15 protein-coding genes are annotated in these 22548 nt (G+C 45.9%); 12 read left to right on the plus strand and 3 right to left on the minus strand.

Annotated elements, in window-relative coordinates:
* Positions 1 to 13: 13 nt before the first annotated feature.
* The gene (locus tag DW091_RS18120) at positions 14 to 409 is read left to right on the plus strand and encodes an HsmA family protein (protein WP_058693689.1); all 396 of its coding nucleotides are present in this window, start codon (positions 14 to 16) and stop codon (positions 407 to 409) included.
* 73 nt (positions 410 to 482) lie between these two features.
* Here DW091_RS18120 and DW091_RS18125 read toward each other — a convergent pair whose 3' ends face one another.
* Complete coding sequence (locus DW091_RS18125; protein WP_058693690.1) at positions 483 to 1991, minus strand: IMP dehydrogenase; 1509 nt, start codon at positions 1989 to 1991, stop codon at positions 483 to 485.
* A 292-nt stretch (positions 1992 to 2283) separates the two neighbouring features.
* Between DW091_RS18125 and DW091_RS18130 the strand changes: the two genes are divergently transcribed.
* The 11 genes from DW091_RS18130 to DW091_RS18180 all read left to right on the plus strand — a co-directional run bounded on the left by DW091_RS18130 (position 2284) and on the right by DW091_RS18180 (position 15859).
* Complete coding sequence (locus DW091_RS18130; RefSeq protein ID WP_118518895.1) at positions 2284 to 4494, plus strand: ATP-dependent RecD-like DNA helicase; 2211 nt, start codon at positions 2284 to 2286, stop codon at positions 4492 to 4494.
* Entirely contained in the window at positions 4487 to 5227 is a 741-nt protein-coding gene (locus DW091_RS18135) for a ComF family protein (protein WP_058693692.1), read from the plus strand. The genes DW091_RS18130 and DW091_RS18135 overlap by 8 nt, the downstream gene beginning before the upstream one ends.
* 101 nt (positions 5228 to 5328) lie before the next feature.
* A complete protein-coding gene (locus tag DW091_RS18140) occupies positions 5329 to 6114 on the plus strand; it encodes a CpsB/CapC family capsule biosynthesis tyrosine phosphatase (RefSeq protein WP_058693693.1) in 786 nt (261 codons plus the stop codon).
* 124 nt (positions 6115 to 6238) lie between these two features.
* Positions 6239 to 7147 carry a UDP-N-acetylmuramate dehydrogenase gene (gene murB / locus DW091_RS18145; RefSeq protein WP_074618122.1) on the plus strand — a complete coding sequence of 303 codons (909 nt, stop codon included), beginning with the start codon at positions 6239 to 6241 and terminating at the stop codon, positions 7145 to 7147.
* Positions 7147 to 7878 carry a PHP domain-containing protein gene (locus tag DW091_RS18150; RefSeq protein ID WP_118518896.1) on the plus strand — a complete coding sequence of 244 codons (732 nt, stop codon included), beginning with the start codon at positions 7147 to 7149 and terminating at the stop codon, positions 7876 to 7878. The genes murB and DW091_RS18150 overlap by 1 nt, the downstream gene beginning before the upstream one ends.
* Before the next feature lie 20 nt (positions 7879 to 7898).
* The gene (gene rapZ, locus DW091_RS18155; RefSeq protein WP_074618124.1) at positions 7899 to 8771 is read left to right on the plus strand and encodes an RNase adapter RapZ; all 873 of its coding nucleotides are present in this window, start codon (positions 7899 to 7901) and stop codon (positions 8769 to 8771) included.
* 29 nt (positions 8772 to 8800) lie between these two features.
* A complete protein-coding gene (locus DW091_RS18160) occupies positions 8801 to 9817 on the plus strand; it encodes a gluconeogenesis factor YvcK family protein (RefSeq protein WP_058693697.1) in 1017 nt (338 codons plus the stop codon).
* A gap of 31 nt (positions 9818 to 9848) precedes the next feature.
* Positions 9849 to 10790, plus strand: coding sequence for a DNA-binding protein WhiA (gene whiA, locus DW091_RS18165; RefSeq protein WP_224168843.1), 942 nt, complete (start codon positions 9849 to 9851; stop codon positions 10788 to 10790).
* Positions 10791 to 11401: 611 nt separating this feature from the next.
* Positions 11402 to 13849 carry a glycogen/starch/alpha-glucan phosphorylase gene (locus DW091_RS18170; protein ID WP_096920358.1) on the plus strand — a complete coding sequence of 816 codons (2448 nt, stop codon included), beginning with the start codon at positions 11402 to 11404 and terminating at the stop codon, positions 13847 to 13849.
* Between the two features lie 170 nt (positions 13850 to 14019).
* Positions 14020 to 14844 carry an SDR family oxidoreductase gene (locus DW091_RS18175; protein WP_118518897.1) on the plus strand — a complete coding sequence of 275 codons (825 nt, stop codon included), beginning with the start codon at positions 14020 to 14022 and terminating at the stop codon, positions 14842 to 14844.
* Positions 14845 to 15052: 208 nt separating this feature from the next.
* Positions 15053 to 15859: a LytTR family transcriptional regulator gene (locus tag DW091_RS18180; RefSeq protein ID WP_096920360.1), complete on the plus strand. Its 807-nt coding sequence runs from the start codon at positions 15053 to 15055 to the stop codon at positions 15857 to 15859.
* Positions 15860 to 15960: 101 nt separating this feature from the next.
* Here the strand turns inward: DW091_RS18180 and DW091_RS18185 are convergent, their stop codons facing one another.
* Positions 15961 to 19062: a hypothetical protein gene (locus tag DW091_RS18185; protein ID WP_118518898.1), complete on the minus strand. Its 3102-nt coding sequence runs from the start codon at positions 19060 to 19062 to the stop codon at positions 15961 to 15963.
* A gap of 175 nt (positions 19063 to 19237) precedes the next feature.
* Positions 19238 to 22336, minus strand: coding sequence for a hypothetical protein (locus tag DW091_RS18190; protein WP_118518899.1), 3099 nt, complete (start codon positions 22334 to 22336; stop codon positions 19238 to 19240).
* Positions 22337 to 22548: the final 212 nt, after the last annotated feature.

Here is a 22548-nt window from a genome sequence, read left to right on the forward strand (position 1 = left end):
AAAGGAGGAAGTTATGGATACAAAGTTGATTCTGGCCATTATTACCATCACGCTGGCGCTGGTGTTTTATACCATTGGTGTATTTGGTGAGCGCAAGGCAAAAACGCTGAAAAAACAGCATGTTATTATCTTCTGGCTTGGGCTTTTGTGCGATACAACGGGTACCACTATCATGAGTCTCATTGCCCGGTCAGGGGTTAAGGTCATATCACCGGGGGCTCAGATGCTGCACAGTGTCACCGGTGTTGTCGCCATTGCCCTGATGCTGTTCCATGCAGTCTGGGCCACATGGGTGCTTAACAAAGGCGATGCGAAAAAGAAGGAAGCCTTTCATAAGTTCAGTATTGTCGTCTGGGCAATTTGGCTGATTCCGTATATTTTAGGCGCTTTTGTCGGGATGTCCGCATAAGAGAGGTCATAAAAAAGCACTTTACAGGATAAAATGTAAAGTGCTTTTTTTTATAAAGGTTTTGAGGCTGATCTTATTTAACTGGAGACATACCGTTATCCTTGAGCATAACGTCGTGAGCGCCGCCTTCCACAATACTGGTAGAGGATACCAGGGTCAGCTTGGCTTTTTCCTGGAATTCAGGAATATTTAACGCGCCGCAGTTACACATGGTGGACCGCACTTTGCTTAAGGTCAGGCGGACATTATCGCGCAACGGGCCTGCATAGGGCACGTAGGAGTCAACACCTTCCTCAAAAGAAAGCTTTTTGTCGCCGCCCATATCATAGCGCTGCCAGTTGCGGGCACGGCTGGAGCCTTCGCCCCAGTATTCCTTCATGTAGCTGCCGTTGATGTTAACCTTGTTGGTCGGGCTTTCGTCAAAACGGGAGAAATAACGTCCCAGCATGACGAAGTCAGCGCCCATGGCAAGTGCCAGCGTAATGTGGTGGTCATAGACAATCCCGCCGTCAGAGCAGATGGGAATATAAACACCGGTTTCTTCAAAATACTCATCACGGGCTCTGGCGACCTCGATAACAGCGGTTGCCTGGCCGCGTCCGATGCCTTTCTGTTCTCGGGTGATACAGATAGAGCCGCCGCCGATACCAATTTTAATAAAGTCAGCGCCCGCTTCAGCCAGAAAGCGGAAGCCTTCCCGGTCAACCACGTTTCCGGCGCCTACCTTTACAGAGTCGCCGTAATGTTCGCGAATCCACTCAATGGTCAGTTTCTGCCATTCAGAGAAGCCTTCTGAGGAGTCGATGCACAAGACATCCGCTCCGGCTTCCACCAGTGCAGGCACACGTTCGGCGTAATCGCGGGTGTTAATACCAGCGCCGACAATATAGCGTTTCTGAGCATCCAAAAGCTCCAGAGGGTTTTCTTTGTGTGAGGAGTAATCCTTACGGAATACAAAATAAAGGAGACGTCCGTCCTCTGCCACGATTGGCAGGGTGTTCAGCTTGTGGTCCCAGATAATGTTATTGGCTTCCTTCAGGCTGGTGCCTTCAGGAGCGTAGATGATTTTTTCGAGCGGGGTCATAAATTCTTTGACCTTGGTAGAAGGGTCCATACGGCTGACACGATAGTCACGGCTGGTGACAATCCCGACAAATTTGCCGTTTGCGGTACCGTCAGAGGTTACGGCAACCGTAGAGTGTCCTGTTTTCTCCTTTAAGTCTAAAATGTCCTGCATGGTGGCGTCCGGAGTCACATTAGAGTCACTGGGAACAAAACCGGCCTTGTAAGCCTTGACACGGGCGATCATTGCCGCCTCGTTTTCAACACTCTGTGAGCCGTAGATAAAGGAAATGCCGCCCTCAGTCGCCAGGGCAATGGCCATTTTTTCGCCAGATACAGACTGCATGATAGCAGAGGTCATGGGAATATTCATATATATTGAAGATTCCTCACCTTTCTTAAATTTGACGACAGGGGTTTTCAAGTTAACATTGGCCGGCATACACTGTGAAGAGGAATAACCTGGTACGAGCAGGTATTCGCTAAAGGTACGGGACGGTTCTTCAAAATAAAAAGCCATAGATTTAGTTTCTCCTTCTTTACTTTAATAAAATAAATCAGCACTTAATTACAAGAAAAGCAATAACCACGGATAATTTGAGGCTATTGCTTATTGAATGTAATTCTGGTACGTTTGTCAGTACGATCTGTTGTAAGATTTAGTATATGGCTTTTCAGTCAAACTGTCAAGGCGAAAGGTCGGCTTTTTAGGGGAAATTAAACTGTTAACCGTTGTCAAATTAAAGGTGAAATGATTGCGAACAGGCGTACGTTGGTGTATAATGTTTTTAACAATAACGAAGGGGATATTTATGGAGACCTTAAAAGGAACAGTAGATCATATTATTTTCCATAATGACAAAAACGGTTATACCGTAGCGGATTTTGACGTGGACGGCCAGATGGTAACCGTTGTCGGCAACTTTGAGGAATTGAAGGAGGGCGAGTTTTTAAAGCTGACCGGCTTTTGGAAGGAGCACCAGAGCTACGGCGAGCAGTTCCAGATCGAGAGCTATGCCCTCGATCTCCCAACCTCCGAGGAAGGCGTTATCCGTTATCTGAGCTCAGGACTCCTGCCCGGTATCGGCGAAAAGACCGCCATCGAGATCGTAAATCATTTTGGAACGGATACGCTGGATATCCTGGATAATCATCCGGATCGGCTGAGCGAGGTTCACGGTATCGGTAAAAAGACGCTCGACAAAATAAAAGAGGTTTACGGCGAGCAGAAGGAAATCCGTGATGTCATGATCCAAATCCAGGAGTACGGCATTTCCTCGACCTATGCCATGAAGCTTTATAAAACCTATCAGAGCGATACGGTGCGTGTTCTCTTGGATAACCCCTACCAGATTATTAAGGATGTGCGTGGCATCGGCTTTAAAATAGCCGATCAGATTGCCGCTCAGCTGGGCTTTGAGTCCCAGAACCCGAAGCGGATTCTCTCAGGCATCAGCTTCTGCCTTCAGGACTGTTACGCAAGGGGAAACACCTATATGACCGAAAAAGACCTTATCGAGTACAGCGCAGGCATTCTCGGGGTCTCAAAGGAGGACATTGAATTCCAGCTTCAGGAGCTGGCCCTTCGGGGAGACGTGCGGCTGGAGTTCATCGACGACGAGCCTGCCTACTATCCCTCGGCTCTCTTTGAGGCCGAGGATAACGCAGCCTTGTCAATGGTGCGTCTGGCAGGTGCAGTCTTTGAAACGCAGACGGTCGACATCCCAGCTATGATCGCGGCTTATGAGGAGGACATGAGCATTCGTTTAGATAACCGACAGGCAGAGGCCATAGAAACTGCCATCGAAAACGGAATCGCCATTATTACAGGGGGGCCGGGCACAGGTAAAACAACGATTATCAATGGTATTGTCTATATTTTTAAACGCCTTGGGATGAAAACCGTTCTGGCCGCGCCCACAGGCCGCGCTGCCAAGCGCATTACAGAAACGACCGGCGAGCCAGCAAAGACCATCCACCGTCTTTTGGAGTACGATTATTCCGGTGACGATGATTTTCCGTCTTTTAACAGGGATGAGGAAAACCCGCTGGAGGTCGACGCCATCATACTGGATGAAGCCTCCATGATCGATATTGTACTGCTCAACAGCCTGCTGGAAGCCATCAAGCCTGGCACACGCCTTATTCTGGTAGGTGACGCCGACCAGCTGCCCTCCGTTGGGCCAGGAAACGTCTTACAGGACCTGATCGAAAGCAACGTGGTAAAAGTAGTGCGTCTGGACCGCATCTACCGCCAGTCAGAGGAGAGCATGATCTCCATAAACGCGCATGCCATCAATGAGGGCATGATGCCTGAGATCAATAACCAGTCTGACTTTATGTTTATAAGAACAATGGACCCGGATAAAGTGCTTGATACGATTCTGGACCTGGTTGCCTGGCGTATTCCTGAGAAAAAAGGTTTTGACGCTATGAAGGATATCCAGGTTATCTCACCCATTAAAAAGGGAAAGCTCGGCGTTATTTCACTGAATAAGGAGCTTCAGGAGGTTCTGAATCCTGCGGCGGATTATAAAAAGGAAAAGACATTGGGCACAGTGGTGTTCCGCGAGGGGGACAAGGTCATGCAGATCAAAAACAATTATAAGCTTAAGTGGGAGGATATTCATGGTTTTGAAACTGGCGAGGGCGTTTATAATGGTGATATCGGCAATATTACCCGCATTGACGAGTACAATAAAACCTTTGAAATTCTGCTGACTGACGACAAAAAAGTCGTTTACGAGTTTGATCAGCTCGACGAGCTCACCCATGCCTATGCCATGACCGTTCATAAAAGCCAGGGGAGTGAATTCCCGGTTGTCATCATGCCCATGGTGGGTGGACCGCCCATGTTCTTAAACCGGAAGCTTTTGTATACCGCAGTGACCAGAGCCAAAAAGATGCTGATGCTCATTGGTCCTCAAAATTATTTTTATCGTATGGTTAAGTCCGGCGACACCAATGAACGGCGCACAGCCCTCAAACAGCGGATTAAAATGTATGGAGAGCTCAATGTTTGAATCCGGTTTTAGGGCAGGCGTAAAGGCATTTCTAAGAGAGACCTTGTTCTTGCCAAACGGGGTCTGCCCAGTGTGCAAAAAGGTGCTTTTCAGGACAGAAAGCTATTTGTGCGAGCGCTGCGCGCAGTCTCTGCCAAGGGTAACCATGCCTGCCTGTAAATACTGCGGAAAACCGCTTTCTGAAAAGGGAATGGATTTCTGCGGTGACTGCGGACCGCTCAGAGACCCGGTGCTGGACGGCGGGGTGGTGTGGCTGCATTACATCGGCTCGGGACAGAAGCTGGTGCACAGCCTGAAATTCGGGCATTTACCCCAGCTCGGCAGCTGGATCGGCCGGCAGATGGCTGAAGCTGTTAAAGAAAAGGACTGGGCAGAAAAGCTGGAGCTGGTGGCAGCAGTTCCCCTGCACGAAAAACGTCTGGAGGAGCGCGGCTATAACCAGAGCGACTATCTGGCAGAGGGGCTGGCAGACGTCCTGAACCTGCCTTATAAAAGAGAAGTTCTGAAGCGTCTTTACGATACCCCCCATCAGATCGGATTGAGCCGTGAGGAACGCCTGGTAAACCTGACTGGCGCCTTCGCGGTCTCGCAGGAAAAGAATGTGGCTGGAAAGACCATATTGCTGGTGGATGATGTCAATACGACCGGCTCTACCCTGCGGGAGTGCGCCCAGGCGTTGAAGCGGGCAGGGGCGAGGGCGGTATATACAGCGGTCTGCGCTGGCGCGCAATAGGGTGAGACTGCGGTTTAACACCCAAAGTTATTTAAGTTTTCATTGCGAATGTTTCCAATTTCTTATATAATAGAGCTAGCGAAACACAGGGGGATGATAAAATGATTGATATGCATAACCACGTACTATACGGTGTCGATGATGGTGCCCAGAGCATTGAGGACAGTGTCGAGATGCTGTTTAAGGCGAAGGAAGTCGGCTTTTCAGGCGTTGTCCTAACGCCGCACTATATGTGCTATCAAAACTTTACCTCACCTGTGGCAGAAAATAAAAAACGCTGTGAAACCCTGAAAAAAATACTGGAGCGCGCGGGCCTGGAGCTGGAGCTCTATCTCGGCAGTGAGCTTTTATATGAGTACAAGCTGGTCGATTTAATCGATAAAGAAGAGTTTACCACCCTGGCGGGTACTCCGTGGTTTCTTGTAGAGACAATCCGGCACGGCGGCACAGCCATCGGCGTTCAGAATTTTATGCAGAAGCTTAAAGAAAGGGGCTATAAGGCTATTTTAGCCCACCCAGAACGCTATGATTTTGTTCAGGATGATCCCAACGTGCTTCTGGATTTTATGAGAAACGGCGTCCTGATCCAATGCAATTATCTGAGCCTCATCGGTTATTACGGCGAGCCCTCCAGACGCACACTTGAGATTCTGCTTAAGCATCATATGGTGCAGCTTATGGGGAGCGACGCCCATCAGGTAGAGGGCTATGAGCGTTATCCCGAGGCCAGAGCAGCCGGTGTTGCCCTTATCGGGGAAGAAGCGTGGAATCGGATCATGTGCCGTAATCCAGAACTTCTGATTAGGAATGAAGGCGGCATAGCGGTCAACCCAATCCCCTATACAGAAGAAGTGACGAGCAGCGTCATTGGGAGAACCTTCCTTTAATCAATATAATAAAAGAATATAATAAAAGCCAATCCTGTTAAAAGGAATGGCTTTTTTTAATGTTATCGTCAGCTTTAGTATGGTATAATAATACGGATACCCTTTGGAAGGAACGAGTAAAAGAATGAATAAAGAAGTAATCAAAAATAAACTAATGGATGTCATTGCAGCAGAAAGGATTTTATGCGATGAACCCATGAAAAACCATATTTCCTTTAAAGTAGGAGGGCCAGCGGATTTTTTGGTGGTGCCCGAGAGCTGTGAGGAATTCATAAACGTACTGGCCTGCTGCCGTAAAAACAATGTCCCTTTTTATGTAATGGGCAACGGGACCAACCTTTTAGTCAGGGATAAAGGCTACCGCGGCGTCATGATAAAAACCCGTCAGCTTTGCAGAATCATGGTAGAGGATACCAGTATCAGCGCAGAGCCAGGCTCGCTGCTCAAGGATGTCGCCCAGGCGGCCCTTGAAGGCTGCCTGACCGGTATGGAGTTTGCCTCAGGAATCCCGGGATCACTGGGAGGGGCTGTTGTTATGAATGCCGGCGCCTACGACGGCGAAATGAAGGATATTATCCGGTCCATTGAAGTCGTGACAGAAAACGGTGAAATATTGGAGCTGCCTATTGAGAAATGCCGCATGGGCTATCGAAAAAGCATTGTTCAGGAAAACCCCTGGTTTGTCACTGGTGTAAATCTGTTGTTAAGAAAAGGAGATTACAATACCATTAAGGCAAAGATGGATGACCTGAACGAGCGCAGAAGGAGCAAGCAGCCTCTGGAATACCCCAGTGCAGGCAGCACCTTCAGACGTCCCGAAGGATATTTTGCCGGAAAACTGGTTCAGGACTGCGGGTTTAAAGGTTACTGCGTTGGCGGCGCCCAGGTATCTGAAAAGCACAGCGGCTTTGTCATCAACAAAGACAATGCCACGGCCGACGATATTATCACCCTGATTCAGACCATTCAAAAGAAAGTAAAACAAGACTACGGTGTGGATATGCGCACCGAAGTAATCATGATAGGAGAATAATGAAGCTACTCTGCGATATGCACACCCACACGACCTACAGCCATGGCAAAAATACCATTGAAGAAATGGTAGAGCAGGCACGTGCACTCGGCCTCCGGGCAATCGTCATTTCGGACCATGGCAGAAGCCATCCCATGTTTGGCGTGCGCAGAAAAAATTTCGAAAAAATGCGCCGGGAAATTGATGCGCTCAATGAAAAGTACGACGATATTGAGGTTTACCTTTCGGTGGAATCCAATATCACCGGAGCGGACGGCAGCATTGATATCGGAAAAGAAGAGCGGCAATACTGCGACTGGATCTATGCCGGATACCATTACGGCTACATACCAGCCAGCATAATAGACGTTTTTCGCTTTGCCATTCGAAATTATCTGACAGTGGTTTTCCCGTTTATGAAGGAGAAAACACGAAAGGTTAACACCAGAGCCTATCTGAAGATGATGGACCGATATGAGCTTAAGATGATTACCCACCCTGGCGATAAGCTGCCAGTGGACATTGAGCCCATCGCTAAAAAAGCGGCTGAAAAGGGCGTTATTCTCGAGATTAACCCGAGACACAGTCATTTGAACAGCGAGGAGCTCAAAATCGCCTTGAAGTACAACGTACAGTTTGCCGTCAACAGCGATGCGCACAGCATCCAGGCTCTTGGGCAGGTGCAGGGAGCAGAGGCCCTCCTAAAAGAAGCCGGCGTTCCCTGTGAACGCATTGTCAATATTGAGGAATAATAACACCCAAGGGAGAAACTATGAAAACTATTATCGTCACTGGTTTATCAGGAGCAGGAAAATCACAGGCCATACAGATTTTAGAAGATCTGGGCTATTTTTGTGTCGATAATCTTCCACCAAAACTGATTAAAACCTTTATTGAGCTGTGTGAGAATACTGGCGCCGAGATTGAGAAGCTGGCGCTGGTAACCGATATCCGCGGGGATATTTTCTCAGAAGCCTTTCAGAACTCCCTTATCAATTTTAAGGGCGGCAGCAGAGACATTGAAATGCTGTTTTTGGAGGCCGATGATGAGACACTAATCACCCGCTATCAGGAATCGAGGAGAAAGCACCCCCTGACAGGTATTGCCGGAAGTCTTTCCGAATCCATTAAGCTGGAAAGAGAAAAGATGAGCACCTTCAGGCAGGAAGCGGACTACGTGATTAATACAACCGATATGAGCAACAAAGAGTTGAAGGCAACACTTGAAAAAATATTGCAGTCAGAAACAAGCGAAGCCTTTACACAGATTAACATCGCGTCCTTTGGCTTTAAATACGGGCTGCCAATGAGTGCAGATTTTGTTTTCGACGTCCGTTTTCTCCCCAATCCATTTTACAAAAAAGAACTCCGCAGTAAAACCGGTGAAGACCAGGAAGTACGTGATTATGTCATGTCCTTTGAGGAAGCGCGCGAATTCTATAAAAAGGTCGAGGACCTGATCGAATTCGTTATTCCCCAGTACAGAAAGGTCGGGAAGGAGCATCTGGAGGTTGCCTTTGGCTGTACCGGCGGCCAGCACCGCTCCGTCACCTTTGCTTACCTTATCGAGGAGGCTTTCCGGAAAAAAGGCTATCTTACTAAGATCAGCCACCGTGACATCACAAAGGACCGGGAGGCCAATTAAAAAGCCTTAGAGGTTGTTAGGAGAAAAACATGGAAATGAAAGAATATATCAGGGAGTTTACCCTGAAGGATATCGTCACCGTCCGTAACCCCAAGGTGGTTGCGCTGGGCGGCGGTACGGGCCTGTCCGTTATACTGAGAGGACTGAAAAAGTATACCAACCGCCTTACCGCCATTGTAACAGTAGGAGACGACGGCGGCAGCTCTGGAATGCTGCGTCAGGATCTGGGCATTTTACCGCCAGGCGATATAAGAAACTGCATTCTGGCACTGGCCGACGACGAGAACGTCATGCAGTCCCTGTTCAACTACCGCTTTACAGAAGGCGGGCTGGAAGGGCACAATTTTGGAAATCTGTTTTTAGCGGCCATGAACGGTATCAGCAATGACTTTTACGACGCAGTCCGCCGTACCTCAGACGTTCTTCAGATTAAAGGCCGGGTATTGCCCGTCACACTGGACGACATGACCCTCAATGCCAGTCTGGACAACGGCGAAACCGTCGTGGGAGAATCGCAGATCCCAAAGACGGCCTGCGAAAAGAACTGCCGGATCAAAAAAATCTTTCTGAAGCCAGATAAAATCGAGCCCCTGGAAGAAACGCTCGAGGCCATCAAAATGGCGGATATTGTCATTATAGGGCCGGGGAGCCTTTATACAAGCGTTATTCCAAACCTGCTTGTGGGTGGAATCGAGTCTGCCATCAAGGAAAACAGAGGGCGTAAGTTTTATGTGGGAAACATCATGACCCAGCCTGGAGAAACCGATGGCTATACCCAGTGTGACCACATCCGCGCCATCGAAGCGCACCTGAAAATAAAAGAGCGCAGGCTTTTTCAGTACTGTGTCTTTAACAGTGGAGATCTGCCAGATTATGTGGCGCGTCAGTATCAAAAATACAATTCCGAGAAAGTGGAAATTGGAGAAATGCTGCCAGAATATCAGTATGTGACCGATGATTTTATCATCGTTGAAAATGGAAGAATCCGTCACGATGCAGATCTTCTGGCAAGACGAATTTTTGAAGCCTATGTAAACAGTAAATAACGGAAGGAAGATTTGCGTGAGTTTTTCATCAATGATTAAGAAGGACCTCAGCGCTCTCGAGCCTGAATCCGATGGCTGTGCCCGTGCAGAGCTGTCTGGCATGATCGCCTCCACCGCAGTGATCGAGGTCGGTGAAAGATCGCGGATGTCCTTAAGCTTTAAAACAGAAAATCCAGCCGTGGCAGGCCGGATTTTCAAGCTCATGAAAAGGCTGTACAGCACTGCGCCAGAGGTGTTTATAAAAAAGACCAGAAAATTTAAGGAACACCGCTACTATACCATTGTTCTTGAAGAAAATGAAAAGGTGCAGAAAGTGCTGAAGGATACCCGTATTCTCAGGCATAATGCCCAGGGAAAAATTTTTTTCACCAACGAAGTCCCCGGTTTGTTTTTATCTAAGCAGCGCTATATCAAAAGCTATATCCGCGGTGTGTTTTTGGCCTGCGGCTCTATCTCAAATCCTGAGAAAACCTATCATCTCGAGCTGGTATGCCGTCAGAAAAGCTATCTGAACAGCCTTCGGGAGCTGATGGAGCAGTATGATATTAAAGCCAGCCTCATCACAAGAAAAGGAAGCTGTGTCCTCTACATGAAGGAGAGTGAGAGTGTCGCCGGATTTTTAAATGTCATCGGCGCGCACAAAGCACTGCTGGAAATTGAGAATATTCGTATTATTAAAGAAATGCGCAACGGCGTCAACCGTCAGGTCAACTGCGAGACGGCTAATATGAATAAGACAGCGGCGGCAGCCTATGAACAGATCGACAATATTTTGTTGATCAAGGAGAAAACAGGGCTGCATAAGCTGCCCAAAAACCTGTTTGAGATGGCTGAGGTCCGGCTGAACTATCCAGAGCTTACAATCAAGGAGCTGGGCGAAAAAATGGATCCGCCAGTAGGTAAATCCGGTGTTTACCACCGCTTAAAAAAGCTTAATCAAATGGCAGAGGAGCTTCGGGACAGAGGCGAGTAATCAAAAATCTTAAGGAAAGAAGTTTTGGGTACCATATAGCCGTTATTCGATACAGAGGGCTTGTGGCCAGGAAAATTAGTCATTATAATAAAGGTGAGATTGTATTGCCGCGCAGAAAAGTTCACTTTTCCAATCTCTCATTACCTACCTACCTCGGATTTCTTTTCTGTGCGGCTATATCTTTTTCGGATTATAAAAATAATAGAAAAGCAGGATGTGAGCAGCCAAACATCCTGTTTTTTTATTTTGCGGTGAAAACTTACAAAAGATTACCAGAGGAATTACCAGGGTACATTAAAGGAAGGATATAATGCCATTAAATTTTCAGGAAAGAAGGACATTGGGAGAAACCTGAAAAACCTCTGATAACCAGTCTGTCCCGGGAAAACGTTTTGCCAGCTGTATTGATAAAGAAGATATGTTAACCCGGCGCTAAAATAAACAAGGAGGGCACTTTTCTTAAACAAAAGAAAAAAGTTCTTTAAAGAAAAAGTTGATACCGTTATCTATGGGGTTATTTTAGGCAGAAAGGTTGAAAAAATCAGGCATTAAAGTTAAGATGGAAACAGAACAAAAAAGTTGGTTATTAATTCTGAAAGGAAATCAATAAAATGGCAATTACAGATAAAAATACAAAACATAAAGTCAAGACAAAGGAGGCCTTCAGAAAGGCCTTCATTAAAAAAGTAGAAGAAGTCTCCGGTGAAGACTTCAGCGAGTCCACTACCAGGCACCAGTACGAAGCGCTGGCAGAACTGGTGATGGAAGAAATCACAGCGGAGTGGGCTGTCAATAACAGCCGTCTGCACAAAATGGAAGAAAAACAGATTTACTTTTTCTCCATCGAGTTCCTGATCGGCCGTTTGTTAAAAGCCTATGTCAATAACTTAGGCTGGGATACCATGGTTGAAGAGACCCTGGACGAGCTGGGCGTCGACTACGAAGCCCTTCAGGCCGAGGAACATGATCCAGCCCTGGGGAACGGCGGCCTTGGCCGGCTGATGGCCTGTTTCCTGGACTCTACAGCAGCTCTGGGATTTCCGGGACACGGCAATGGCATCCGCTACAAATACGGTCTTTTTGAGCAGAAAATCATTAACAACGAACAAGTAGAAGTAGCGGATATCTGGCTTAAAAACGGCTATCCCTTCGAAATCGTAAAGCCCGATAAGGCCGTTGTGGTTAAATATAACGGGGATGTGCGCATGGAAGAAGTCAATGGCAAAATGCAGTTTATCCATGAGAACTACGATCCGGTTCTGGCAGTTCCCTACGATATTCCAGTAAAGGGCTACCGCAACGACACAGTAAACTCACTGCGCTTATGGAGCGCCAAGCCTGTGGAAGACTTTGACCTCTCCACCTTTAACCAAGGGCACTTCCTCAAAGCTATGCAGCGTAAATCAGAGGCGGAATCCATCAGCCAGATCCTGTACCCCAGCGACCACGGGTTTGAGGGCAAGCTGCTGCGCCTCAAGCAGGAATATTTCTTTGTGTGCGCAGGACTCAAACGGATTGTCCGCCGTTATAAAAAGCACAACCACGGCTCAATGGACGGCTTCCCAGATAAAATATGTATCCATATTAACGACACACATCCAGCCCTCTGCGTGCCAGAGCTTATGCGAATTTTAGTTGACGAAGAAGGCTACGACTGGGATATCGCCTGGGATATGACCATTAAATCCATCAGCTTTACCAACCATACCGTCTTACCAGAAGCCCTTGAAAAATGGCCAATCGACATGGTACAAAAGCTGCTGCCGCGTGTTTACCAGATCATCGAAGAAATTAACCGCCGATTCATAAACGATATGAACTGGTTCTACCCAGAACAGGTAGACCGCAATTACAGCATGGCGATTTTAAAGGACGGCCAGGTTCATATGGCCCATTTAGCCATCATTGGCAGCCATTCCGTCAACGGTGTGGCAGAGCTGCACAGCAAAATCCTGAGAGAAGAAACCTTTAAGGATTTTTACGCAGTATTCCCAGACCGCTTTACCTCTGTTACCAATGGGGTCACCCAGCGCCGCTTTATGATGGGCAGCAACCCAGGGCTCAAGACACTGCTGGATGATACCATTGGTACAGACTGGAAAAAGCCTGGCAATATGTGCAGCCTGGAAGCCCTGCTGCCCCATGCAGAAGACGCTGCGTTCTGTAAAAAACTGGCAGACATCAAGCGCGCCAATAAAGAACGTCTGGCGAAGTATATCAAGGAAACCCAGGGCATTATCCTGAATCCAGATTCCATTTTCGACGTACAGGTCAAGCGTATCCATGAATATAAACGTCAGCTTTTAAACATTCTGCACGTTATTTTGACCTATAATCAGCTGCGCTCAAATCCAAATGCCGATATTGTACCAAAAACCTATATACTCGCGGGTAAGGCCGCACCCTCCTACGTATATGCTAAGGAAGTGATCCGCCTGATTAACGTGGTAGCAGACCGCGTCAATAACGATCCGCTGGTTAAGGACAAGCTCAAGGTGGTTTTTGTGCCAAACTTTAACGTATCCGTGGCAGAAATTATCTACCCGGCTGCCGAAATCTCAGAACAGATTTCAACCGCAGGTAAAGAGGCCTCCGGTACCGGCAATATGAAGTTCATGATGAACGGTGCCCTCACCCTTGGCACCATGGACGGCGCCAATGTCGAAATCGCCGAGGCTGTGGGAATGGACAATATCTTTACCTTTGGCCTGTCCGATACAGAGGTGTACAATTACAATACCCACGGCGGCTACCGCTCACTGGAAGTTTACGAGTCTGATTCCCGCCTGCAGGAAATCTTAGGACAGCTGATCAACGGCTTCTTTGGTGAAAGCGCAGGGTTCCAGATGATTTACGACTCCCTGCTGCTACACAATGATACCTATTTTGTCCTGAAGGATTTTGCTCCGTATGTCGATATTCAGGATATCGCCAGCAACGTCTACAGAGACCAGAAGCAATGGCAGAAAATGTCCGCCATCAACATTGCCCATTCGGGAATCTTCTCAAGCGACCGCTCCATAGAGGATTACGAAAAACGGGTCTGGAAAGTTAAATAAGCATAAAAAAGCTGCCGTATCAGCACAAAGACGTTGATCGGCAGTTTTTTTAATGCGCTGGAGCATGGTTTATAAAAGCGACTGAAAATCTTGACGAAAACTTGAAAAATACCTGGTAAGAATTAAGATATAATATAAATAAGAGAACCATTTAGTAAAGGAGTCCGATCATGAAAAAAATATTCCCGGAACGTTTTAAGGATCAGGTTATCGTGCTGACAGGCGCAGCGCGCGGTATTGGAAAGGCCACAGCGTTAAGAGCTGTAAAAGAAGGCGCGAAGCTGGTTCTGGCAGACCGTCTTAAAAAGGAAGGCGAGGAAGTATTAAAAGCCGTAAAAGAGGAAGGCGGCGAAGCCATTTTCCTGTGTCTGGATCTGTCGATTGAAGAAAACGCCAGAAAAATGGTTGAAGAAGCTGTGAGAATCTACGGACAGATCGATATCGCCATTAACAACGCCGGTGTAATGGGAAATCCAGACCCTGTTCACGCCCTCACAAAGGAACAGATGGACTATACCATGGCCAATAATTTCTATTCAGTTTTTTACAACTGTAAATATGAGCTTCAGCAGTTTATGGATCAGGGAAAAGGCGGCGCTATTGTCAATAACGCGTCCATCGCAGGCCTCACCGGCTTGCCGGGAAACCCCGCCTATGTCGCGTCAAAACATGCGGTAAACGGGCTGACCAAAAATCTGGCGTTGGATTATGCGCGTTTTGGTATCCGCGTCAATTCCGTCAATCCAGCGGGGACAGATACACCAATGGTAAAGGAAGCCTACGAATTTGTCGTACAGAAACAAAAGGAAGCAAAGGCAAGCGGCGCCTCAGAACAGGAAGCACAGTCCATGGCAGGCCAGAAAACAGAATCCATGCTCAAGCGTGACGCCCAGGCGGAGGAACAGGCCGCCTCCATTCTGTTTTTAGCGTCCGACGACGCAAGCCATATGACCGGGGAAATTGTCGCTACTGACGGCGGCTGGACATCATTTTAAGCCCATCACCAACGAAATTTTCAGAGACTGTCGGCTACGGCGGTCTCTTTTAGTCTGAAAAGCAGGAAAGCGTTAAAACCCGCAATAATGTAAACCGCCAAAAGTCGTGACGAAAGGTGTTTTTTATGTTGGACTGAAATGATATAATATAACCAATACTTTAAAACAGACAGTGCCTTGGAAAACACTGCCGGAAGAGGAAAAGGAAATGAAACAGGATGCCGTGGAGCTGACACGCATGATTATGCGAAAGCATTACGAACGAGATCTGGATTTTGTGATTGAGCAGATGGCAGAAGATATTATGTGGATCGGTCCGCTTAAAAGCCAGTTTATTAACGGTTTGGATAACTTTAAAAAAATACTGGAGATTGAACAGGGGATTCCTTTTCAGATCAAAGACGACGTTTATGAGCTTGTTGGGGAAAGTGAGGAAGGCTGTGTTGTCAGCGGAAAGTATACCGTTTATAACGAGGGTGTCCAGAACTACATCATGCTGGCCCAGCAGCGCTGTACCTTTGTATACCGCAGACAGGAGGGCAGACTGCTCGCCATTCACATTCATGTATCCAACACCGCAGATAACCTGCTGGCCGGCAACGAGAAATACTTTCCCTTTAAAGCCGGACGCGAAAATTACGAGTACATGCAAAAGCTGATCCAGGAAAAAATCGGCAAAGAGAAAAAAGTTTGTTTTAAAGGACTGAATAAAGAAGAGTATTTTGTAGATATCAATCAGATCATTTACATTGAGGCCGGACACCGCAAAAGCAGACTGCAATGTGTTGATAAGGCCATGAATATCCGGGTGCCCATCGGTGAGATCGAGACAGAGCTGCCAGCGCAGTTTGTCAGAATCCACCGCAGCTATATCATCAATCTGGACTATGTGTTAAATGTGCAGTACCGTGAAATAAATATGTACGATGGCAGCGCCCTGCCGGTTCCAGAAAAACGCTATCCGCAGGTGCTTAAGACCATACAGGATTATCATGAGAATCATTCTTATCGTTAACACTGTAATAAATTATGATAAAAAATCAAAAGAAGCAGCTCCTCTGTCTAAGCGTGGAGCTGCTTTTTTATAAGAATTATTTGATGTGATTATAAAATGTTTTACTGTAACATAACTATTATTTTATTATTAAACATCGTTTGTATGGATTTTGACTGCCAGTTGTTCATGTTTTTAGTATCAATATCAGCTTTTAAGAGCGAGATGTTATTTTCCATGTTACCAGTTTTCAGATTGTATAAATCAGCATGGTATATAAAGTCACCTTTATATATAAAATAGCCGATATAATTATACTGTTTCATCTGATTACGGTTGTAACTCAGGTTACCGTTATAAATATAATCTCCAGGTATGGAGAAGCCGACAGACTCCAGTTCATCGCGGAGCGAACTTTTACCGCTGGCAGATAGCCGTGATTTCATAGCGTTTAAGGTTTCAATTGGCGGGAATGATATATTTCGCCGATGATATTGATAAACGTAATTAAACATTTCAATATGCAAGCACTGAGACATTATGTTTTCATAGAGATCAGGATGAAATATAGCCGTGGAGGAATACATTCTCATTCGTTCCTCGCACTGCTTAAAATAGGCTTTTAGATCAAAAACAACAAAAGAATCATAAGCATATGTTTTTCCGTCAATCAGGTTGATATCCTTTCCCTCAGGAAGTGTCATACTTGTATTATAGGCCTCGCATTTTTCACTGAATTTTTGAAATTGTCCTCTCATCTGCTCTATTGCGTAATCATACCGATGGTCTGTGTTATTGCTCTGCATATAGCACATGCTTATCATATAGGCTTTCAGGTAGAGTGAGGTGGTATAGGCCAGAAAACGGGATTTAGCAGGAATGGTTTGAGAGGACCAGTTATAGCGTGAATTATAGAGGTTCACATAGACATCTAAGGTGCTGTCGCTTTCCATGACATTATCACCGAGAATGGATTTTCCGAAGGCCAGAGTGTCTCTTGCAAAGGTATCGCCGCCGCCGGCGCTGTATGCAACCGTATTATTAATCTCATTAACATAGGTGTGATATTCAGTGGATTCAGTGTCTGTGACCTCCATTAAGTTAGCAAGTACATCATTTTTCGGGCTATTGACTTTGTTAACAGTCCAGGCAAGACTGTCCGCCTCTTTTCCGAATGCGGAAACCTTATCTCGCATTTCCGTATCTTTGATATGATTTATCAGGTCTTTGAGTTCCTGGCTGATGGCGTCTGTTTTTTGGCTGATTTCAGCAACTTCAGCATTCAGCGCCGTCAAATTCTCTTTAATTTCGCCCATTGCGCTTGAACCGGATAAAGCATCCCCACCAAGGCCCAGAATTCCAGCAATTCCCGCCAGAGGGGCGCCCTTGACAAAGGAATTGACAATGTTCAGTATTTTAGAAGTGTAGGTGAATGATTTTGCGATAATAGCTTGTCCCGACGCATTTGAAGCCAGAAGCTCATCCTCCGAGACATCATTTTCGTACACGACCATGGCGTATTCAGAAGCCTGAACCGGAACACCGTAGGCATCAGTAACACAGCCTGTATCCAGATAAAGCCTCTGCGAGTAGGCCCAGTGGGCAAAAAACATTTCAAGCCCTTCATCCTCCTTCGCCCAGTTGGGAAGCTCAGGATCATCAATTGTCACAGAAAATTTAAAACGATTGTTGGAACCTTCCGTGACCTCCAGCGGCGAAACAGTGACGCCTGGCTGCGGCGCGTCAGCAAGAGCGATGGTCCCCTGCGATAAATCAACGCTGCCGTTGAGCGAGCTTACAAGGCCAGTAAACTCGGCAGTGGCCTGAGTCTCTTTTTCAGAGCTTGGCACAGCGCTCGCTAAAATTAAATCGGTGCTGATTCTTTCTTCTTCAAGCTTCAGCGGCAGCGTCAGACTGTCACAATTAAGGGCAGAACCGTCAATGGTCATTGTGGCGCCGCGAAGCGCGTTCATGATATCTGTTTTGTTTTCCGCACCATTGACACTTACTTCCAGAAGCCCATCCCTGCCGGAAAGCGTTGAAGGAACAGTCAGGTTAACCGGCTGGATCGCTGGATCGTTAAAGGTAAAGGCCGACGCGTTTGCCGTCTGGGAGAACTGGGCAGTGTCAATGTTAAATTGCAGCACTGCCTGTCCACTTTCATTAAAATGGACATTTTCAGTGCCTTCCGCAAAGTACGGCAGCGGAGAGGAGACATCAACCATCAGACGCCCTTGCTTTTCACCGTCCTGCTTAAAGCAGTCTTTGTTAAACTCAAGCAGTCCATTGCTTTCATCCTCTTTATCCAAAGTTCCTGTTAGGCTTAACACTAAAGTATGATCATCCAAAAGATTTACCATTTCAATTTTAGCGTTTTTAAAAGCATTTTTAAGCGCAATATCCTCAGTCTTGACAGCGTCAGAGAATGAATCTTCCTGGCTGGAAATAACAATGTTGAAAAAGGCTGCGCCAGCGGCGACAGAGCTGTTGGTCTGAAGCATTTCAAAATCAATTTCAGGCAGATCAACCAGCTTTGCAGAACCAATGGAAACCTTGGTAGCAAGTGTCTTTGTGCTTCCGTTTACATTCAAATCATTGTTCACAGAATAAGTAATGCCTTCAATTTCATCAGACAAAGATGCATCCGCATCGCTTTCTTCCTCGGCATAAACTGAATTTGGAAAAGCGGTCATCAGAAGCTGTGTTGTTAAAAGCAGGCAGAGCGCAATTGAGAGCAGCTTCTGTCCCTTTTTCCTTTTGCAGAGCCAGATACAAAAGACGATCAGTGCAGCGGCTAAGAGAATACCGATGCCGATACCGATTTTATCCACTGTTCCCGTTACAGGATTTGATGGGATAGTGGTAAGCGATACAGGAATCACAGAGCTCTTTTCACCGACATGTATTGTAAAGCTGTGGAGGATTTTCTGCCCGACGGCAATCTTATCATAGGTTCTTGTAGTGTTTTCGGAATACAGCCCCTCAGGGAGAGTGGTCTCAAGGGTTACATTCATTAAATCAGCGTTTGTCTGGTTGTCCAGCTCTAAGGTCGCCGTTACCTGGTCGCCATCCTTTACAGATTCTTTATTAAAATAAAGCTGTGTGGGAGGATATCCTTCGGGGGGGCCTGTATCAGAATCCTGGGCAAAAACCGACAGATTCCCAAACATCAAAACGACCAAAAGCATCAAAATCGTTGATATAATTATTTTAAACTTTTTCATTTAAAAACACATCCTTTATAATTTTTTAGATATTTTTAAAATATTACTTTACAGTTATTTGAGGTTATAAGCTAAACAGGTTATCACAGCGGTATCAACAATGGTATGTGAAAATATAGAAACACCGTGTGGAGTGATAGCAATTTGGCAAGCAATAAGACTATAACTTAGCGTTCTATCCGATAAAAGATATTATTTTGTCAGGAAGTAAATTCAGACTAATTTTAGCATCCCATTTTTTATAAGCAAATGCAGATACATTAACATCAAATAAATGTTCGTTTTCTTGGGCAATACCAGTCTCGAGGTTGAAAACATCTCCGTAAAACCTATAGGCTGCATTTGCGCCGTATTCGTATCCCATAGAGATAGATGGTGTTAAATCTTTATCGATTAAGCTGCTGTTTCCGATATAAAGAACCTTGCCGCCTTTTGTATTAAAGCCAAGGTCTGTCAATTCTTCGAGAATAGATGTTTTACCACTGGAATTAAGTCTGCCTTTCATCGCGATTAATGTTTTCATATCTGGATTTTTGTTGATTGTATTAAAACTTTCATTACGTGCATTAAAAGCGTTTCGGACTAATTCTGTAAAAGATTTTATATACATTGGTTTTGATGAAATATATGAAGTACTAAACATACGTCCGGGAAAACTTCGTTCAAAATGATTTTGCAAGTTATAAGAATAAAGACCATTATAGCTATATTCCTTTCCGTCAATAAGATTAATGTCTTTTCCTTCTGGGAGAACCATAGCATCATTATAAACATCACTTTTTTTAAGAAATGCTTGGAATTGGATTTTCATTTCGTCAATGGCGTGATCATATTGATGGTTAGTGTTACTACTTTGCATATAGCACATGCTCATCATATAAGCTTTTAAGTAAAGAGAGTTAGCATAAGCTAAAAAATTAGATTTCGGATTTATAGTTTGTGAAGCCCAATTACAACGGGAGTTGTAAAGGTTCACGTAGACATCCAAAGTGCTGTCGCTTTCCATGAAATTGTCACCGAGAATGGATTTTCCAAAGGCCAGAGTATCTTTTGCAAAGGTGTCGCCGCCCCCAGCGCTGTATGCAACCGTATTATTAATCTGATTGACATAGGTATGATATTCGTTGGAAGCAGTGTCCGTGACCTCCATTAAGTTAGCAATCGCATTATTTTCCTGACTGTTGATTTTATTAACAGTCCAAGAGAGGCGGTCAGCCTCTTTTCCGAATGCGGAAACCTTATTTCGCATTTCCGTATCTTTGATGTGATTTACCAGATATTTTAGATCCTGACTGATAGCATCTGTTTTTTTATTGAGTTCGGCAACTTCAGTATTCAGTGCGATCAAATTCTCTTTAATTTCACCCATTCCACCAGAACCGCTGGATAAAGCATCACCGCCGAGCCCTAGGATTCCGGCAACTCCCGCCCAAGGAGCATCCTTGACAAAGGAATTGACAATATTCAATATCTTAGAAGTATAGGTGAACGATTTTGAGGCAATATCTTTTCCTGACGCGTTTGAAGCTAACGGCGCATCTTCCGAAACATCACTTTCATAAACGACCATGGCGTATTCAGAAGCCTGAACGGGGACGCCGTAGGCGTCAGTAACACAGCCTGTATCCAGATAAAGCTTCTGTGAGTAGGCCCAGTAGGCAAAGAACGTTTCAAGCCCTTCGTCCTCCTTCGCCCAGTTGGGCAACTCAGGATCATCGATTGTTACGGTAAAGCTAAAATGATTGTTGGAATCTTCTGAAACCTTTAAAGGTGAAATACTGACACCAGGCTGCGGCTCGCCAGCGAGAGCAATGCCCCCCTGCGATAAATCAACACTGCCGTTGAGCGAGCTTACAAGGCCAGTAAACTCGGCAGCGGCCTGAGTCTCTTTTTCAGAGCTTGGCACAGCGCTCGCTAAAATCAAATCAGTATTGATTCTTTCTTCTTCAAGCTTTAATGGCAGCGTCAGACTGTCACAATTAAGGGCAGAGCCGTCAATGGTCATTGTGGCGCCGCGAAGCGCGTTCATGATATCTGTTTTGCTTTCCGCACCATTGACACTTACTTCCAGAAGCCCATCCCTGCCGGAAAGCGTTGAAGGAACAGTCAGGTTAACCGGCTGGATCGCTGGATCGTCAAAGGTAAAGGCCGACGCGTTTGCCGTCTGGGAGAACTGTGCGGTGTCAATACTGAATTGCAGCACTGCCTGTCCACTTTCATTAAAATGAACATTTTCAGTCCCTTCCGCAAAACACGGCAGCGGAGAGGAGACGTCAACCATTAAACGGCCCTGCTTTTCGCCATCCTGCTTAAAACATTCTTTATTAAGCTCAAGGAGACCGTTGCTCTCATCCTCTTTATCTAAAGGACCAGTAAGCCCCAGCGATAAAGTATGATCATCCAAAAGATTTATCGCATCAATTTTAGCGTTTTCAAAAGCATTTTTCAGGACAATATCCTCAGCCTTGATATGATCTGAGAAGGGATCGCTCTGGCTGGAAATAATAACATCAAAAAATGCTGCGCCAGCGGCGACAGAGCTGTTGCTCTGAAGCACTTCAAACCCAATTTCAGGCAGCTCAACCGATTCGACAGAACCAATAGAGATAGTGGTTAAGATTGTTTCATTAACCTCGTTTACAATTAAATTGTTGTTTACAGAATAAGAGAGGTTTTCTATTTCATCAGACAGAAGAGTATCCGCGTCGTTCTCTTCCTCAGCGTGAACTGAGCTTGGAAAAGCAGTCATCAGAAGCTGTGTTGTTAAAAGCAGGCATAAAGCCAGTGAGATCGCCATCTGCCCCTTCTTTCTTTTGCAAAGCCAGACGCCAAAGACGATAAATGCAGCAGTTAAGACAATCCCAATGCCAATCTTACTCGGTGTCCCCGTTATGGGGGTTGAGGGGATACTGGAGAGCGACACAGGAACCACGGAACTCTTTTCGCCAGCCTGTATTGTAAAGCTGTGGATAATCTTCTGTCCGGCAGCGATCTTATCATAGGTTCTCATGGTGTTTTCAGAATATAATCCCTCAGGGAGCGTGGTCTCAAGGGTTACATTCATTAGATCGGCGTTTGTCTGGTTGTTCAGCTCTAAGGTCGCTGTTACCTGCTCGCCATCCTTTACCGAGTCTTTATTAAAATAAAGCTGTGTGGGAGGATACCCTTCGGGGGGGCCAGCATCCGAATCCTGGGCAAAAACCGAAAGATTCCCAAACAGCAAAACGACAAAGAGCATAGAAATCGTTGACAAAATTGTTTTGAACTTTTTCATTTTTAGCACATCCTTTTCTAAAATATATGACTATCAAAATTTACAAAGTTTTTTACCGAATTACGAAGATAGGACGGATGGGACGCCATCGGGAAGTCTGATATTGTAGCTGTGCACAGCCACTGAATGAATCGTTATCAGAGGCTTGGGCAGAAACAGGCATACTCCAAAGCACTAAGATTAAAAGAAGCATGGAGACCGTTGACCGGATA

It is taken from the genome of Eubacterium sp. AM05-23, from assembly GCF_003477535.1.
GTDB lineage: Bacteria > Bacillota > Clostridia > Eubacteriales > Eubacteriaceae > Eubacterium > Eubacterium maltosivorans.